A 15,934-nucleotide genomic window follows, 5' to 3' on the forward strand; every position below is an offset into this window, starting at 1 on the left:
GTTTAAAGTCTTCTGGATTGTTTTCTTTTCTTTCTTTTTTTTAATCTGCGCAGCTCATACGGCACATGGTCTGCGCCATATTCGGGGCGCATCAGCTCATCGAGCAGGCCGCCTGCTCCGCTGCTGTCCGTAACGGGTTGCAGCTGGGATAAACCTGCGGAAGCAGTAGAATTTGCATTTGGTTGTCGGGGCGGATTTTTGTCAGTCGCCAGACGGGATGCCGGGATATTCAGGCCCTGGCTACGGCGCTCCGGAATAGGCGCGCAGCGGCTCAAAATGGCATTCGCCGTGTACTGCTTGCCCAGGTCGCTGCCATTGAAAATGGCCTTGGTCTTGTGGTCGATGAAGGTGATCCCATAGATCCTGCCTTCATTATTTTCACGGGTGACAGTGGCGATGCCACTACGTTTAAGCTGGCTGACAAGGCCCGCAAATGAGGGTTTGTTGGCGGCGGCCAGGGCAAAATCGATAGTTGATTTTATCCTTTTCTTATCGGGCTGGCGCATGGCGTCATTGACCGCAAAGCGGCCTTCGATGACCTTCAATGTGGGCTTTTCCGGCAGCCACGCAGGAAACAAACTGGCTTTGACCGGCGCCCCGACAGGCCTTCCGTTGGCATCCAAAACCCGGTAGTAAAGCCCCTTGTGGCTGGCTGTTCGGGAGCCTTCTGCGCCTGGTTCGGCGGCGACATTGTAGAGTTTCAGCACGGCATTCAACTCGGCCAGCGAGGTGTATTTGTAAGGTTTGAGCACAGCTGCCAGCACATTGTAAATGGCCCTGCGGGTATCGGACTGACCATACCGGACAACTGCCGGATCAACCGCTTTGATCTGAAAAACACCGCGCTTGTGGTCCTCGGCGCGAACAAGGTTGTAATGCTCTTCAATGGCCTTGCGTGCCGGTTCGGATTTGTATTTTCCCAGGTTGTGAAGGGGCAGTACTTTACCGTCCGGCTTGATGGCAGTTGCGGCGATATGAATGTGCGGATGGCCGCTATCCCTGTGCTGGTAGACCAGGTAAGGCTGTGTCCCGAAGCCGATCCGCTCCATGTAATCGCGTGCGATTTCGCTGAGCTGCTGCTGGGTAAACACTTCGGTTGGCGCAAAATTCAATGAAATATGAACGGTGTTGATCTCCGCCGCTTCATTGAGCGTATTGCGTTTCTGAAAGCAGGCCAGCTTCTGCTGAAAGCTCATATCGGCGGCACTGATCGGAAAGTTTACGGCATCGATACAACCAGCTACCTGATGCTCTACCTTCTTCTCGTTGTAATTAAGAACAGCCCGGATGCTGCGGCTGTAATGGATCACCGCAACCATTTTTCCGCCATTTTTTTGATCTCCGATTCGATCTTTGCGACATGCTTTTCGATGCCGCGCCGCTCGATTTCAAAGACCACCAGCCAATGTTCCATTTCCTTCACATGCCGCATCGCGTTGAGTTTTTTGATGGCCTGGTTGAAGTTTTTGCCCAGGGCGTTTAGCTCGCTGCGCAGCTTGGTGAGCTCTGCGATCATCTCGTCTTCGGACTGGTTGCGCACTAAAAAGGTGACTGGTTTTTGCAGCAAAATCTTGCGCGCATAGGTGCTGACAGAGGCTACGGAGGTTTGGGAAAATAGTTTGGCGATCTGCTCATATTCCTGCTCGTTCAAGCGGATGCCCAGGTGTCGGATCTTTTTTTTGTTTTGGTCTTTCATCACAAATCATGCTCACGGTTAAACAATAAACTTCATAGAAGGCAGCGCCCCCGACTACGGAGGGAGGGCGCCCCAAAAAGGCCCAAAGGCCAAAATGTGAAACATTTTTACATCTTGCCGTTTTCGGCGCAGCAGGAAAACCCCTGCCTGTTTTCAGGCTTTCTGATTAGAAGGTGGCATTACCCGTTCAATAAAAAGTGGGAGGGAGGCTCACCCTGGACGCAGACCTTTATGCTGCCGCAAGGGACGAAGGGGCTTTCCACTTAAAAGAAAATCATTCAGGTCTTCACTGCCGCGGAACCGGTAGCTTTCGTCCTTGACACGTCTGCCCAGGATGCGACGGGCCTGCCGGGTACAGTTTTGTCCGGCCGGGTTCCGGTCCAGGTACAGGTGACAGCTTTTATAGCCGCGCAGCATCGGAATTGATTTTTCAAAAAAGGAAAGGGAATTAAGGATCAGGTAATCTGTGTTCAGGCGGTTATGCTCCGGAGTCAACATTAGGTAAGAAAGAAAGTCCATAAACCCTTCGAACACGGCAAGTCGCTGGCCTCCGTTACGAAAGGTGGTGACACCCTTTGGCGCACTGCTGCCTTTGAAATAGGGATTGCGGATTTCGTAGCCGCCGGTGTCGTTCTGAAAACCGATACCATAGTAATTTTTACCGCCGTTCTCGAACCGGACTTCTTTGCAGTACTGCCGGGCCAAACCGAGCGGGATGCGGCGCGTGCCCAGGTAACGTAAAAGTGAGGGCGAACTAAGGGGCATCACGTGGGTGATGGTGATCTTGTTTTCGGCCGGATCAATTTCCGAAGGCGCAGGCTGCGTAATGGTCTGGATAGGAGTGGAGCTGCCCTGTGAGAGCAGTTGTAATAATCCGGGAATGGTGCACCGGTGAAAGGCTACCCCGAAATCGATCAGGCTGCCGCCTTTTCCGATACCGAAGTCATAAAAGATATTCCGGCTGCGGTTGACCACAAAGGAAGGTGTTTTCTCCTGGTGCAACGGCGAGTGATACCAGTAACTGGCGCCTCTGGTTTTAGCGGGCTCAAAGCCCAATAATGAGAGATAATCGACAAGGTCGATCTGTTTGGCTTCCGTAATCGAAAGCCGGTCGCTTCTGAAATCCATACTGCACAAAATTTTCGTTTCACAATTCAGTTTGCGCTACGAAAGTAGTGTGTCACATCAGAAGCATTGCTACCACTCCAAATTCTGTAGTGGTGCAGGCAGGCCGGGAAAGGTTAGTTCAGGTTGCTCAGCCAGCTGAATAAGGTTGGCGGGTTTTCCCTTGCCCTGGATATTACTTCCCCCATGAGCAGGATCTCGCTCATGGCATCCCTGACTGGCCGGATTTTGTCAACCCGGTCGGGATGAGCGCTGATTGCCCGGGCGAGTGTGTCGCACACATCGCGGTTGAGGGCGGAAGAAGTCAGGAATTCATCAAAAAGACGGGCCTTGAAAAATTCGAATTCAATTTCCAGCTTGCCTTTTGATTCCCCGTTACTGCCAGGCAGCTGCGCCATATCGAATACGATCGATCCGGCATCCTCCTGGATGGCCGAGAAGCCGACTATCGGGGCAAGATCCATGGATAGAAAAAATTGAGTCCAACTGGCATACTGCCTGGGAAGCAGGTTAAAGTGTTCGGCCTTTTTCATCACTTTTTTCATTTGGTGTATTATCAATTACCCCAATTCAAGGCGGAAGTGCAACGATTTGCCTGCTTTTTCTATCGGTGCAAATTCGATTTATTAGCTGGTTAAAAGAAAATAGCAGAATTGTATAATTGGGGCCTGCCAATCGCTGCATGGCAATTCGCGGGAGGAAGAAGTTACCTGCCTTGTAATGAAAACTCAGAGGAAGAGGATAATCGCCCCACAGCCGTATACAGATTAGGTAAGGCTGGCGGCAATGTCTTTGACGACCTGCCGGATACGCCGCCAGGCGTCTTCCTGTCGCAAGTCGATACCGACCAGCGGCTTCGGGTGACCGGCGATTGCGGCCAAAAAATACAATGCGCCGCAGAGCAATGCAGCTTGGGCGCCCGCATCCCGGTTTCCCGGCTGCTGTTTTGCCTTCGCGAGTATGTGGGCGACTTGTTCGGCCTGCTCCCGAGGCAAGAAATCCTGCCGGGTCTGGAATTCCAGTTTGAACAGGCTGTTTATTGCATCGTCACTTCGGAGGTCATCTAACATGTCCAGCAATGTTTGAGCCAGTTGCGGTTTTAGCTCGCTGTGCGCGGGAACCTTAACGGTTTCCGTGGTGTCTGAAACGGCCATATGGCCAGGTAATCTACCCAGGTAATAATGTTTTACCAGGCCGCCGATATTTCCAAAGTAGCGGTATAGCAAAATTTTGTTGACACCGGCTTTCCTGGAAACATTTGCAATGGTGACGCGTTCGGTACCTGCCTGCTCAATAATCTCCCCAACGGCTTTGAGGATTTTTGTCTTCGTCCTTTCCTTGTTGCGTGTCTTTATTTTCCGATGCGGGGTGGATTCCATAACTCGTAGGTTTGGACTAACAATATACTTCACACCTGTCTTATTGCTCATTGAAGTAATATCAAGTTACAAAAACTGGTGGATAAATAGGCATGACCGTTACGATTTTCGCAGAGCGCTAACCACTCCAAATTCCGTAGTGGTGCGCTGTTGTCTGGAAGCTTATCTTTGCCGTTGTGTAGATTGATCAAATAAACGAACGAGGGGTATGATGACAAATGAAGAAGTGGCCCAGCTGTACGATACGCTGATGAGTATCCCGGGCATGAACGAAACTGTCAAGCTGGATCTGCGGATCAGCAGAAAGCAAGTACTGCTGTTGGCACAAGTGATCGAGCGTGGATTGAAAGAGGCGCAGCTGAACCCTGTTGGTGTGGCGCTGGCTGCCAGCAAAGAAGAGATTACCGAGCTGCTCAGCATCAGCGGCGATTGCCTGGAGAAAGCCGGGCTCACCGAGCTCCGGAAAAAGCTTGTAGCCTTTCAGGGGAACTGATCAGGGGCTGCTCTGAATCGCCTTGGGCAACAAAGAATCCGGGACCTATCCGGCCCCGGATTACTTAGGTTAGCATACCTATGTATCTGAATAAGACAGGTAAATTTATCGATTTCGTGGAGCATTCGCAACGATAAGACAGATAACCAGATTTTCCTGTACTCTGGGCAGTCCTTGCAGCAGGAAGAACCCGGCTGCGCAATGAGCGTGGCTGTTTATCCTTTATTTCCGCCAATGGTGTCTGGCCCTGTGACTTGCATCGCGCCTGTTATACCGATGATGTTGCCCGATGAGCATTTAACGGCCTCTATACGTTACTACTCTGCGCAGGATTGTACAGATTTATTTGAGGTGCAGCATAGCTTGCTCATTTTATTTCCCCAATTTTAAAGCGTTTCCTGCTTCCAGCCTGGTTGGGGTAATGAGCGTTCCTTCGGCCGGTCGGGTTCAGCAAACAAAAAACCACTTTACTTGTGTGGAAAATATCCCTGCCGTCTGACAGGGATATTTTTTGTATCGGTGAAAATGGTAGCGGGGAGCTTTACTTTGGGGGCATGGGTCCTACCTCATGCACTTCGGCAAATGCTTAGCTTCGCTTGCAGCGCTGATCGTTCTCGCAGAACTGAAATAGGATGAAGGCAGGGCAAAAAATAAGAGGGGTTGCCCCTCTTGCTGGTTATAACAATCCAGCGTCACCAAAGGAGTAAAAGCCTTCTGCGGTGAGGATGATATGATCGACCACTCTTATTTGCAGCAGCTCCGCTGCCAGAACGACCTTGTTGGTCTGTTTGATATCGTTCTGGCTGGGGCTGAGCGTCCCTGACGGGTGGTTGTGGGCAAGGATCAATGTCGTGGCTGCGCTTTTTAAAGCGACCGTCAATATCAGCTGCGGATCGACCAGGGTCCCGCTCATCCCGCCTTGTGAAAGGTTGTAGATACCAAGCACCCTGCAGGCGGTGTTAAGCAGCATCACTTTGAAGCTTTCCTGCAGCTGGATGCTGCCGGCGTCCCAGCACTGCCTGAGTATTTCCGCCGCCGTTTGCGAATTTGCGACCTTTGGCCGTAGCGAAACTTTAAATCCTGGCTCGTAGCTGATTTTGATTTCGGGGATGTTGAAGAATTCAGGTTCGAATTTACCCTGTTCCATAATTTCTCTGTTTTAGGAGTTAAGAAATAATTATGGAGCCGTCCTGCGGCGGGCGGCAAGCAAGGAAAAGCAGGAATGGAATAAAGGATGGCTATTGAGGGGCCTTCTGTGTTTATGCCGGAAATTCCTTTTCCGCTCCGATGCCGGTCGCCGAACTTGGGCGGCATGGTTATGCAGTAACGTAGGACTGTACATAGAAATAGTCCGGGGAAAATAAATGCATCAGTGATTACAGAAAGGAATAGGCTAAAATGCCGGTCAGCACGAGGCTACCCACGTGAAATAATCCCGGACAGCGCTTCCCTTAATTCAGCCGGATCGATAAATTTGGGCAGGACGGCAACAATCCTGGGATCTGGTGGGGCGGAAAGCAGCAACGGATCAGCAGTAACAATGATTACCTTGAAATCCTGCGCTGGTATTTTGGTCAGCATTTCAGGGCCGGTGTAAGGAGCGTTCTCGATATCCAGGAAAATAAAATCCGGTTTCTTCTTGTGGATCATTTCGATCGCGTCCAGGGTGTTGAAGCAATGCCCCACAATCCTGACGCGCCTATGGGGTTTCAATAGATCGGTCAGGATGATGTGCATCGAATCCCAATCGTCGATGATCAAACAGGAGAAAATCTTTGAATCTGCCATAGCCGGAACGAAAAAATAAGACCTGTTTGAATATAACCATTGGTCACATGAGAATTGCAATGGATTAACCCATTTCAAGGAAATATCTGATTAATTGAAGGTATATTGCAGTACATATAATGCTATGCCTAAAATATAAAGTAAGTGCGAAAATTCCCGGGAAGAAGTTGCCGGGAATTTTCTTTTCAGCGAATCATTAACAAACAGCTAACCGACAGTTACATTTCTGAATTTATTTCCCATATTCGTATCAGACAAGTACGTTATTATCAAGGAGAGGGGTAATACATAAATGCCGGCCCAAAGTGACCGGCATTTATTCTGAAATTGATCAACATACATTCTATGTCGCAACATTGAAGTGCACGTAACTAGCATTCAGGCACGAACAAAAAAGGGGCCTGAGCCCCTTTGCTTACTTCCATTCATTGGGCTGACCTTCCAGTATGCCGATCTGTTTGCAGATGTTATGGATCACTTCGTCCATTTTAATCGCCTGCCCTGCCCTGAGCCTGCCCCAGTAGTTGTTAATGCCGTCGCTAAGGACGTTTTCACCATTGGACCGCAGGCGATCTGCCAGCCACTCGGAGACCAGCCACCAGCTGAGCGGTTCCATGCAATGGGGCGTTGCAGATTCCAGTTCTCCGATCATGTGTTCCAGCCAATCCCGGTTCGCAAGATCATTGGCGTCCAAGTCAGCTGAGTCACAGGCCAGAAGTTCTTCCAGCTGATCTGTGTAATCATCAATGAGCCAGACACGTTCCTTGGCAGAGTAAAAGCTTCCTTCACTGTCACGATAACAATAGCAACTGGCTAGATCACTCCTTCGGAAGGGTGCATGGGAATCTTCTGCATTGAGAATGTATTCAACGATTGTTGTGACGTTTGCCTTTACATGCTGCTCGACAAACTGGCCTTTGATGTGTTGGTCGCGTTTGCTGTTTCTGGTTTCCATAATCAGAATGATTTTATAAGTTAAGAAATTGATTATGGTTGCCTTTCCGGCTGGCGGCGAGTAAGGAAAAGCAGGAACGGAATAAATGACAGCTATTGCAGGAGCCCCCTGTGTTTATGCCGGAAATTCCTTTTCCGCCCCGATGCTGGCAGCCGAACTTTGCGACCACAGGAGTGTCTTAACTTTCTCTATCTCAATCTGAGACAGCATAATCCAGATCAGTGAAGCGCATAAGCATCTAGTCTGACAGGAATCTTGATAATTGGCAGGGCGAATACGATAATGCCCGGTGCAATAGGCGGGCGCATCTTTGATTGGACAATAACTAAAACGACGCTACGCTGCCGATCAGTAGTCATAGTATCGTCATGGGAGAAACCATCCAACATGCCGCGAGCAGATCAGGGCAGCACGATTAAAAAAGAAAGAAAGAAGCTGCGCTGATCTGCTCGCTCCGCTTCCCGCGCCACGGGCGCAGCCAGGGGATACAGCTGGCGCGGCGGCACTTTCTTTGGTTCTTTCTTTGTTGCCGCAGGACAAAGAAAGAACCGGGTCACGCAGACCTCCCGGCATTGGTGCCGGGAGGCTGACTTTAACCCTCTGTTACCTATACTGCTTGGGTGAGCATGGATTTCTGCCGAAGCTTTTCTTTTCTTCTTTCAAGGTCTTTAATCCGCGCTTCGGCTTTTTGCCAACGTTCATCGGCTATTTCCTGCTGCGCCTGCCGGACGGCATCTACGTTAAAACCTGCCTCGCGCGCAACTGCTAAAAGGCACCACCCCCGGATATTGCCGGGTTCGTTACTGTTGGTACTTTGGGCTATAGCCATACGTACCATGTAGGCAAACTGAGCTTCGGTAAGCCCGGATAAGGTCTGGTAAAATTGTTCCTGCCCTAAATCATGATCTTCAATATGCAGCGCCTCCTGCACTTTATTTCTCGAATAATAGCTCAATGATTCAAAGACGATCAAGCGCATAGCTACATGGTCGGCCTGGGTAAGTGCTTGATTGTTTTCCGGCTGGCTGAACTGATCCATAAAGCCCTTATGGATGTTTGACTGTACTTTTCCCTCGTCGATCTCGACAAAGCGTTTTTCTCTTGTGAGGATGCGGTTAATCTCGCCTTCAATCATTTCAGCGGTAACCGTCCCGTCTTTGATCGCTCCCTGCACCGCTTTGGCGGTAAGCTGAACGGTTTGTTGCTCATTGTATGCCTCCTGTTGCTCAGGCGGCATAAACAGCATAAAGCGGACACCGTCTTGGGTAATCAGTAAACCGGATTGGGTCTGGCCGCTATTGATCCGCTGGTGATAATCTTCCAATCGACTGTTATATTCATCAAGGGCATGATTATAGCCCTCCTCGTTGAAATACTCGGTCTGCTCGTCTGCCTCCATATAATCATCTCTTGACGGGGGCACAGGTGCTTTGATTTCAGAGACAGACCTTTTTGTATAGCGTGGCAGGTCTTTCAGGTTCTCGATGTTATCAATGATGCCGGTTACTTCTACGAAAAAGTGCGAGTTGTCATAGATCAGGGCCTGTGGCGGCAACTGTAGGGCTGCATCTTCGATCTGCTTTTGATAGTGTTTGTTACGTTTATTTTGATAGCAATCCGCACCGCTGCAAACAGCCTGCTTTGCCATTTCCGGAAATAATGTTTTCAAAGTGGCCGAGTTCAACGGGCAGTTTGTACAGGCCCCTTTTTCGGGCACCAGTTCTTTATCTTTGATATCGAAAGGCGCGCGCGTCAGATCATACCGGAAACGGTTGATCGCATAGCTTCCCGGCAGTTCGAAATATTCCTCTTCCCATTCAGTACAATAGCTTTCGTAAAATTCGTGCTGACTTGCCGGTGATAAGCTTGCAATTTCGTATGCTTCCTGCACAGTGATCTTGTCAGCCAAAAAGATGTCCTGCATGACTTCGATCAGGCCGGAAAGTTTCGTCCGGCTATAGACAAAGGATTTGGATTTGCCCAACCGAGCGGCGATTTCTTCAATAGATTTCCCTGTTTGCTGCAAGCGTTCGATCGCTTGCGCCTCATGGAAAGGGTGCGGGTTTTCACGCTGGATATTTTCGGCCAGCTGTATCTCCATGACCTGCTGGTCAGTTAACGGCCTGACCATTGCAGGCAGCGTTTGCAAGCCTGCAATTTTTGCCGCTCTGAAACGGCGCTCCCCTGCGACCAGTTCATAACGGCCGCCGGTAGGCATAGGCCGGAGTGTGACGGGAGAAATCAGTTCCAATGCGGCGATATTCTCGGCGAACGCCTCCAATGACCCCGGCGCAAAGTATTTGCGATAATTCAACGGGCTGATATCGATGTCTGAAATAGCGATATACTCAAAGGAGGCAGCGGGCTGTTGGGGGACTTCGTTTTCAACAACGGGCGCGGTTTGTTTGGGCTGCTTGCGCACAGCCTTGCTTTTAACGGTTTTCATATTTGTTTTGGTTTAAGTGTAAGCGATTGGGGAATTGCTTTATGGCAGGTTATACCAATGCACACAAAGCAGCAGTATGCCGAATAGGATCATGGCAAAGGAAGTGATCGAAAGCAGCCATTCGAGCAGGGTGACCAGCAGCGCAGCCCAATAGTTGGGGAACTGCTGCAAGCCGCCGAGGCCGCGCCGTTCAAAACGGCGTTTACCGATCAGCAGGCGGACAGCAAAGCCTGTAAGGACAAAGAGCGTTCCGGCCACCGGGACGCCGGGCGCCGGAACGGTGGCAATAAATAGTAGAAACATGATTTTGAGATTTGGTTAGCGAATGGTCTTTACAAGCCTTGTGCGTTTGCCGTCCTGGGTAATGGCTTTATAACCGGAGGATTCAATGATGCAGCGGATCAGGTTTCTTGCCCCGCATGCATCAAAATCGTCCATCGTGGTCATTTTCAGGCCATGCAAACGGTCAAAGTACCGGAGCGTACACGCCAATAGGAGTAAGGCTTTGCGTTCTGTCTTTTCGTGGAACTGGCTCATGTTTTGGGTGTTAGGGGTTAAACAAAAGATCGAAAGCTTTGGATATGAAAGCGCAATTGCCATTGATCGGTATCGGGCAGCATCATTTCGCTGTCAATTCGGAGCACGGGTAACATGTTCTGTGGTTTTAATCGTTAAGAAATGTTTAGTTAAGGACCTTGTAGGTGCCGTTGGTAGTGTTTACGGTTTGGCATCCGTATTTTGTTTTGATCTGATCGAGGCTCTTCTTACTTCCCCGGAATTCCTTTAAGTGTTCAGCCCGGAAATACCATGCTTGTTTTTTGGGAGCGAAAAACAGACCGGCGTTTTTCAGGGTAGCCCGTACCGGGTAAGTGTTGCCGGTAACCCATATCCAAAGGCCCACCAGTTCGATAATGATACCGGGCAGGTGTATGATCTGATCTAATACGGCCTGATAATCTTTTGAGAATTTTAGTTCATTTTCGGTTTCTTCGCTGGACAGTCCGGCCCCTTTCAGGATACTGGCTGAGGCAAAAGCGTATTCTGTATTGATCTGTTGCATGGTGGCTGTGTCACCACCCCGGTCGGGGTGGTGCTCTAATGCCAGCTTTTTATATAAAGCCTTGATCTGTTCAAGGGTGGTGCAGTCTTTAAAGAATTTCATAGCGCAGTTTTTTAGAATGGCAGATCGTCTTTCTCGGTGTTGGTTGTCCCTGCTGCTGTTGGCGTGGTCGTGGCCTGTGGCTGCTGGTTAGGTTTGCGGATCGGTTTGATGTTAGCGGTGCGAAAGACCAGCGATGCGCGGGGATTGCCGTTTCTATCTGTCCAAACCTGCGGGGCTTCCAAACTGCCGAACAGCTGAACAGTTGCGCCTTTTGATAGCATTTTAATGATAGCTTCCGATGTACTGCGCCAGTATGCACACTGTATAAACTGCGTTTTATCGACCCATTCGCCGGATTTTGCTTTGTAACCGTCACCGACTGCAATGGTGAAATTGATCACTTGTTTACCTGATGTTGTCGCGTTTACTACTGCTTTTTTGGTTACTGTTCCTGTGATTTCCATGATCTGTGTTTTTTGTTTTTTTTAATTGCGAAAAATTGTCTTTCCCCCGGCCGGGGCCGCCCCGCTCTCCCCCTGACGGCCGGCATTGCTGCCGCTTTTAGCCAGTGTTATGTTGTGGGTGGTGTTCATTTCCTTTCGATTTTTTTGTAGGAAAATGTTCAATGCGGCCGCCTTGCAGGCAATGGACCGTGGAAGGCAGCGGACTGAGCCGGGCCTGGAAGGCACGCGAGGGAGCATCAGCCGCGAAAGCCATTGACAGCAAATGGGCGGCAGCATTATTTTTCGGAGAAAACAATCGGAAGCAGCACCGCCCACAACACTGGCTAAAAGTGGCTTTGCCCGCTTCAGCAGAGCGGGGTGGCTGGACGGGAGAAAGGGCTTTTACAAGCCATGCCTCTTTCCTTTTTCAGAGGACATAAAAAAAGCAAAGGCACTGCAGGGGCCTTTTGAAATCATAACATCGGCAGTAGAAACGCAACAGGGATCGGCGTGGAAATCCTTTTCCGGCAAGAAAAGATTGGAGCAAAGAGCCCGGCCCTTACCGGCGCGAGGCCCGTAGCAAAGCTTTCCGGTAAGGAGTTGCCATAGGAGAGAAAGCTATTTACGATTAAAAGAAAAAGACTTTGGCTGCGCTGTAACAACATCTTATATGTTTGCCGCATCTAATTACACTTTTTGCGCAGGCTATTTCGCAACTCATCAATTTATGGATAGCCAGGAGAAAGGATATCGAAAAGAGCTACTTAATGAAAGGCCATAATAAGGTAGGTTGTGGTCGGACATTTCTGATATAGAATAGTTATCAGAGAATAATTTTGCGTTGTTTCCAACCTTTATCTTGTTCGGAAAATCATACAATTATTTGTTTCCCAAAAAATAATTACATATTAATGTAACCTAATGTGTACATTTTTTATACCTTACTTAGGACAAACCTAATCCGTATAAAGAATATGAAAAGGATTTACATTGTAATTGTGTGGGTATTGCTTGTTTTTGCCTCATGTCAACATGAAAAGGACAGCTTTTTTGCACCCTCCCAGGAATCTGAGCCGGTAAGCAGTGAAATTGCATTGAAGGTGGCAAGGACTTTTGACGCAATGTCCCCGCTTGACAAATCGAAGGGTGTTTCAAATGCCCGCACGTCAGCGGGAGAGAAGACCGTCAAAATGTCAACGACAATTAAGGGCGAGCGCGGAGATGCATTATTTTATGTAATTACTTACCAGGAAGGCGGCTTTGCCATTGTTTCGGCGGACCGGAATTCGATCCCCATCCTGGCGCATGCCGACACCGGCGATTTTCCTCTGGATAAGCAATTGCCGGTCAGTGTCAGGAATATGATTAATTTCTACAAAACAGAAGTGAGCGAGGCTAAGGCTAAAAATTTACAGGATAAAAGAATAGCCGCGTTATGGGAAAAATTCGAGAAGGGGGCATATCCGCAGGTAACAAAAGGAAGCCGGACAACGGACGATCCGATTGACGAATGTGAAGATGAGTATGAGTACATTGCTCCCTTACTGAATACTACCTGGGGCCAGGAATGTGGGTATAATAACGATATGCCGTTCCAGTTATGTACGCCGTGTAATCTGGCCTTTGTTGGTTGTGTTCCGGTTGCGATCTCCCAAGTCATGCGATATTACAGTTTTCCTGGTACCTTTACCTGGAGCAGTATGAGCAACACCACGCCAAGTGCGGAAACAGCAAGGCTGATGCGGGACGTTTTTAATAACAATGGCGCAATTTTTGACTGTAGCGGAACCTGGTCGAGCCAGGCATCCATTCGTGCTACCCTGGTGGGTTACGGGTATTCTACGGGAATTTCAAGTTTATCCTATAACGTTAATACTGTCAAGAACGAACTGCGAGCCGGAAGGCCGGTGATCTTATCCGGTTTCGATGCTACGGTCGGCGGGCATGCCTGGGTGTGTGACGGGTTTCTTGACTATTACTTGTGTACTGGGGATCTTTACCCCAATGGCATGCATATGAATTGGGGCTGGGCAGGAGCCTGGAACGGAAATTATTTTACCCCCAATCCCAATGGAAGGAATTTCAGTACGAATCAAATGATGGTAATCGGAATCAAACTTTAATTTTTATCACATGAAAGCTATCTTTTACATCATGATCGTTTCCCTGCTTGCTTTGGCTTGTAACAATGAAACGGAAGAGCCGGTAGGAATTAATGTCGGAGCGGATGTTGATATTGTCTTCAAAGATGAAAACGGCGCAGATCTTTTGAACCCTGGAAATTCGTCCTCTATTTCGGACTTCAAGATTTACTACCTGGTAAACGGACAAAAAGTCTTGTATAACGAGCCTAACCTGGATTATCCGGGCGGGTACCGCATTATTCAGGATGCGAATAGTTATTTCCTGAAGGTTTACCTGAACACTCCCTATACGGCCGGAAGTTCAAACGGCGAAACGATTACTTACCTTGAAATTAATGGAAATAAGACCTTCGAGATAAAAAGCCAGTATAATTCCAATCCCTCGAATGTTTCATGCGAGAAGCTGTGGCTTGACGGGAGCCAGGTATGGGCTTCTTCTGACGGATGGCGAAAATTCGAATTGGTAATTCCGTGAAGCTCGCTGTCTCTTATTCGATCCGGGGAGTTTATGCTTATCGCGAACCAATAAATTTTAACCTGAGCTAATAGAAATCGCCCGGCCAAACAGCCGGGCGATTTTCGTTAATCTGGTCGGTGCCTGTAAAGGATAGGAGGGGACAGACGTATAATAATCACAACGCTCAATTCATGATCCCTGAGGCGAGCGGTAGCAAACGGTTGTTGACGTGCTGTCGTAGGCCCGCAACTTGTTTTACCGCTTATCATTAGCGACGATGCAGATGAAATAATAGTCCATTGAAAAGGTGATAAGAAATGTTGAACTGCATCGATCAAAACAGGTAGAAATACGCGGTAATTTTCAGACCTATTTTGAGATCTTTGAGCAACGAACCTTCAATCACCTCATCAGTTACACTATGGCACGTCCCCAGTCATCAAGAGTATCCCCTTACCGGCTTCGCGAGTTGATCAGTAAACTTCAAAGGAAGAACAACAACAAAAAGTCCAGACCGTTGCGCGTAGGAAAACGCAGGCCCCGGCGTTTGATAGCTATGGCCTCCTTTGAGGCGATACAGACGACCATTGAAACTGAAGTGAAAATTGCGATCCTGGAAACAGACGGGCAAAACAATCCTGACCCGGCAAGTTTGAGTAACAAAGAGAAAATGTCATCGTTTGGCTTCACGGATATGCAATACATTTCGCTGACCAAAAAATTTGTAGCAATCGCCCGTAAGAGAAAGCCTTCGGCAAAAGTGGACCTGAAAGATGTCATGGATTGCGAGACGGTGCAGGACTGCATCGATCTGGTGACTAAGGCCACAAAATGATCAATGCGATGAGAAAGACAATTTTGTTGGTGGTGCTGTCGGCAGCCTCGATCAGCGTGTATGCTCAAAAAAAGGCGTTGAAGCCGATCAGTGAACAAATGGCTGTGATCGGCCATGAGAAGAAGGACTCAGAGGTTAACGACCCTTCCAAGTTCGTGAAGTGGGTTACCAAGAAGGTTAAGATCGGACAGTCAATGGAAACGGCAGACCAGCGCGCCGAACCGGCCCAATTCCAGCTAACACTTCCCAGGAAGGATACGTCCTCTTACCTGATCAACCTGGGCATGAACGTACGGCTGGATTTTGCCAACTGGCTTTATAGTAACAGTTATACGTCAAAGCTGAAAGTGGAGTACCACAAAAACACCCTTACCGAAAAGAAGCAGGACAACTTCGAGGCGGGCTACCAGGGGACCTGGAATTTTGCGGCGACGGGAGACGGAAAGACACTTTTCTTTGTGGCATTCGATCCTAAATACAACTATGATCGGGTCAGTAAGAAGAGCTCGGCGGCTGGTAATTTTCTGTTTTCGTGGACAACTGAAAAATCCAGGATCAACTGGAACACGAACACTTATCAGGCGGATAACCAAATCTCTGAATTCTTTTCCATTTTCGCAGGGGCGCAGGCGCAGCAGGTACTGCAAACGAAGACGGATTCGGGGACCGGATTTATTCTTCGGCCGATCTATACGGCACAGGCTGCCGTAGCCTGGAACCGAAAGAATAAGATCCATAAGCCGATCCTGAAATTGACGGCGAGTTATACGGGGAGATGGGATGTGATCAACAAGACGGTGGAGGGCGCAGGCAAGGAAGGTTATACGGACCTGCTCAAATGCGGCTTGGATTGGTATGTGATCACCGAACCGCTCAAGGTTTCTCTGGGCGGCTCCTATAACCGGGGCTCAGACCCATTAAAAGGGTTGGAGGACCAGCAGTTCTGGCTGATCAGCGTCAATGTGGCATTGTGAGATAGGGCCTGAATCCGTGACATCACATATATAATATACCGTTAACACAAAATATTTTTACATGGGCCATTAAGTATCTAGTTTAGAATAGATTGTC

At 48.8% G+C, this 15,934-nt stretch carries 18 protein-coding genes; 5 read left to right on the forward strand and 13 right to left on the reverse strand.

What is annotated here, in order from left to right; genetic code table 11:
* Positions 1–2 precede the first annotated feature (2 nt).
* The 5 genes from AC2YIT_RS21055 to AC2YIT_RS21075 all read right to left on the reverse strand — a co-directional run bounded on the left by AC2YIT_RS21055 (position 3) and on the right by AC2YIT_RS21075 (position 4,200).
* On the reverse strand, positions 3–1,319 hold the full coding sequence (locus AC2YIT_RS21055) for a relaxase/mobilization nuclease domain-containing protein (protein WP_487280484.1): 1,317 nt from the start codon (positions 1,317–1,319) through the stop codon (positions 3–5).
* Positions 1,307–1,696: a plasmid mobilization protein gene (locus AC2YIT_RS21060; RefSeq protein ID WP_487280546.1), complete on the reverse strand. Its 390-nt coding sequence runs from the start codon at positions 1,694–1,696 to the stop codon at positions 1,307–1,309. Before AC2YIT_RS21060 ends, AC2YIT_RS21055 begins: the two co-directional genes overlap by 13 nt.
* Positions 1,697–1,906: 210 nt before the next feature.
* Positions 1,907–2,824 carry a toprim domain-containing protein gene (locus tag AC2YIT_RS21065; RefSeq protein ID WP_487280485.1) on the reverse strand — a complete coding sequence of 306 codons (918 nt, stop codon included), beginning with the start codon at positions 2,822–2,824 and terminating at the stop codon, positions 1,907–1,909.
* Positions 2,825–2,937: 113 nt separating this feature from the next.
* Complete coding sequence (locus AC2YIT_RS21070; protein WP_487280486.1) at positions 2,938–3,354, reverse strand: hypothetical protein; 417 nt, start codon at positions 3,352–3,354, stop codon at positions 2,938–2,940.
* A 234-nt stretch (positions 3,355–3,588) separates the two neighbouring features.
* Positions 3,589–4,200, reverse strand: coding sequence for a TetR/AcrR family transcriptional regulator (locus AC2YIT_RS21075; protein WP_487280487.1), 612 nt, complete (start codon positions 4,198–4,200; stop codon positions 3,589–3,591).
* Positions 4,201–4,408: 208 nt separating this feature from the next.
* On the opposite strand from AC2YIT_RS21075, the gene AC2YIT_RS21080 reads away from it, so the two are divergent.
* On the forward strand, positions 4,409–4,693 hold the full coding sequence (locus tag AC2YIT_RS21080) for a hypothetical protein (RefSeq protein ID WP_487280488.1): 285 nt from the start codon (positions 4,409–4,411) through the stop codon (positions 4,691–4,693).
* Positions 4,694–5,369: 676 nt separating this feature from the next.
* Here AC2YIT_RS21080 and AC2YIT_RS21085 read toward each other — a convergent pair.
* From AC2YIT_RS21085 to AC2YIT_RS21120, 8 genes are all read right to left on the reverse strand, one after another.
* Positions 5,370–5,840: a JAB domain-containing protein gene (locus AC2YIT_RS21085; protein WP_487280489.1), complete on the reverse strand. Its 471-nt coding sequence runs from the start codon at positions 5,838–5,840 to the stop codon at positions 5,370–5,372.
* 269 nt (positions 5,841–6,109) lie between these two features.
* Positions 6,110–6,481 carry a response regulator gene (locus tag AC2YIT_RS21090; RefSeq protein ID WP_487280490.1) on the reverse strand — a complete coding sequence of 124 codons (372 nt, stop codon included), beginning with the start codon at positions 6,479–6,481 and terminating at the stop codon, positions 6,110–6,112.
* 415 nt (positions 6,482–6,896) lie between these two features.
* Entirely contained in the window at positions 6,897–7,436 is a 540-nt protein-coding gene (locus AC2YIT_RS21095; protein ID WP_487280491.1) for a hypothetical protein, read from the reverse strand.
* A gap of 607 nt (positions 7,437–8,043) precedes the next feature.
* Positions 8,044–9,882: a ParB/RepB/Spo0J family partition protein gene (locus AC2YIT_RS21100; RefSeq protein WP_487280492.1), complete on the reverse strand. Its 1,839-nt coding sequence runs from the start codon at positions 9,880–9,882 to the stop codon at positions 8,044–8,046.
* A 39-nt stretch (positions 9,883–9,921) separates the two neighbouring features.
* The gene (locus AC2YIT_RS21105) at positions 9,922–10,185 is read right to left on the reverse strand and encodes a hypothetical protein (RefSeq protein WP_487280493.1); all 264 of its coding nucleotides are present in this window, start codon (positions 10,183–10,185) and stop codon (positions 9,922–9,924) included.
* 15 nt (positions 10,186–10,200) lie between these two features.
* The gene (locus AC2YIT_RS21110) at positions 10,201–10,419 is read right to left on the reverse strand and encodes a hypothetical protein (RefSeq protein ID WP_487280494.1); all 219 of its coding nucleotides are present in this window, start codon (positions 10,417–10,419) and stop codon (positions 10,201–10,203) included.
* 145 nt (positions 10,420–10,564) lie between these two features.
* Positions 10,565–11,044: a molecular chaperone DnaJ gene (locus tag AC2YIT_RS21115; RefSeq protein WP_487280495.1), complete on the reverse strand. Its 480-nt coding sequence runs from the start codon at positions 11,042–11,044 to the stop codon at positions 10,565–10,567.
* Between the two features lie 11 nt (positions 11,045–11,055).
* On the reverse strand, positions 11,056–11,448 hold the full coding sequence (locus AC2YIT_RS21120) for a single-stranded DNA-binding protein (RefSeq protein WP_487280496.1): 393 nt from the start codon (positions 11,446–11,448) through the stop codon (positions 11,056–11,058).
* 986 nt (positions 11,449–12,434) lie between these two features.
* On the opposite strand from AC2YIT_RS21120, the gene AC2YIT_RS21125 reads away from it, so the two are divergent.
* The 4 genes from AC2YIT_RS21125 to AC2YIT_RS21140 all read left to right on the forward strand — a co-directional run bounded on the left by AC2YIT_RS21125 (position 12,435) and on the right by AC2YIT_RS21140 (position 15,837).
* Complete coding sequence (locus AC2YIT_RS21125) at positions 12,435–13,550, forward strand: C10 family peptidase (RefSeq protein WP_487280497.1); 1,116 nt, start codon at positions 12,435–12,437, stop codon at positions 13,548–13,550.
* Between the two features lie 10 nt (positions 13,551–13,560).
* Positions 13,561–14,046, forward strand: coding sequence for a hypothetical protein (locus AC2YIT_RS21130; RefSeq protein ID WP_487280498.1), 486 nt, complete (start codon positions 13,561–13,563; stop codon positions 14,044–14,046).
* Between the two features lie 403 nt (positions 14,047–14,449).
* Entirely contained in the window at positions 14,450–14,863 is a 414-nt protein-coding gene (locus AC2YIT_RS21135) for a hypothetical protein (protein WP_487280499.1), read from the forward strand.
* An 8-nt stretch (positions 14,864–14,871) separates the two neighbouring features.
* Positions 14,872–15,837, forward strand: coding sequence for a hypothetical protein (locus AC2YIT_RS21140; protein WP_487280500.1), 966 nt, complete (start codon positions 14,872–14,874; stop codon positions 15,835–15,837).
* The last annotated feature ends 97 nt before the right edge of the window (positions 15,838–15,934 follow it).

This window comes from Dyadobacter sp. SRI_021 (assembly GCF_057586235.1).

Excerpts from the sequence above, each read along its gene's own strand:
- AC2YIT_RS21075 (WP_487280487.1), bottom strand. The coding sequence starts at position 4,200 with ATGGAATCCACCCCGCATCGGAAAATAAAGACACGCAACAAGGAAAGG.
- AC2YIT_RS21130 (WP_487280498.1), top strand. The coding sequence starts at position 13,561 with ATGAAAGCTATCTTTTACATCATGATCGTTTCCCTGCTTGCTTTGGCT.
- AC2YIT_RS21110 (WP_487280494.1), bottom strand. The coding sequence starts at position 10,419 with ATGAGCCAGTTCCACGAAAAGACAGAACGCAAAGCCTTACTCCTATTG.
- AC2YIT_RS21115 (WP_487280495.1), bottom strand. The coding sequence starts at position 11,044 with ATGAAATTCTTTAAAGACTGCACCACCCTTGAACAGATCAAGGCTTTA.
- AC2YIT_RS21080 (WP_487280488.1), top strand. The coding sequence starts at position 4,409 with ATGATGACAAATGAAGAAGTGGCCCAGCTGTACGATACGCTGATGAGT.
- AC2YIT_RS21100 (WP_487280492.1), bottom strand. The coding sequence starts at position 9,882 with ATGAAAACCGTTAAAAGCAAGGCTGTGCGCAAGCAGCCCAAACAAACC.
- AC2YIT_RS21105 (WP_487280493.1), bottom strand. The coding sequence starts at position 10,185 with ATGTTTCTACTATTTATTGCCACCGTTCCGGCGCCCGGCGTCCCGGTG.
- AC2YIT_RS21060 (WP_487280546.1), bottom strand. The coding sequence starts at position 1,696 with ATGAAAGACCAAAACAAAAAAAAGATCCGACACCTGGGCATCCGCTTG.
- AC2YIT_RS21140 (WP_487280500.1), top strand. The coding sequence starts at position 14,872 with ATGAGAAAGACAATTTTGTTGGTGGTGCTGTCGGCAGCCTCGATCAGC.
- AC2YIT_RS21090 (WP_487280490.1), bottom strand. The coding sequence starts at position 6,481 with ATGGCAGATTCAAAGATTTTCTCCTGTTTGATCATCGACGATTGGGAT.
- AC2YIT_RS21085 (WP_487280489.1), bottom strand. The coding sequence starts at position 5,840 with ATGGAACAGGGTAAATTCGAACCTGAATTCTTCAACATCCCCGAAATC.
- AC2YIT_RS21120 (WP_487280496.1), bottom strand. The coding sequence starts at position 11,448 with ATGGAAATCACAGGAACAGTAACCAAAAAAGCAGTAGTAAACGCGACA.
- AC2YIT_RS21065 (WP_487280485.1), bottom strand. The coding sequence starts at position 2,824 with ATGGATTTCAGAAGCGACCGGCTTTCGATTACGGAAGCCAAACAGATC.
- AC2YIT_RS21135 (WP_487280499.1), top strand. The coding sequence starts at position 14,450 with ATGGCACGTCCCCAGTCATCAAGAGTATCCCCTTACCGGCTTCGCGAG.
- AC2YIT_RS21095 (WP_487280491.1), bottom strand. The coding sequence starts at position 7,436 with ATGGAAACCAGAAACAGCAAACGCGACCAACACATCAAAGGCCAGTTT.
- AC2YIT_RS21055 (WP_487280484.1), bottom strand. The coding sequence starts at position 1,319 with ATGGTTGCGGTGATCCATTACAGCCGCAGCATCCGGGCTGTTCTTAAT.
- AC2YIT_RS21070 (WP_487280486.1), bottom strand. The coding sequence starts at position 3,354 with ATGAAAAAGGCCGAACACTTTAACCTGCTTCCCAGGCAGTATGCCAGT.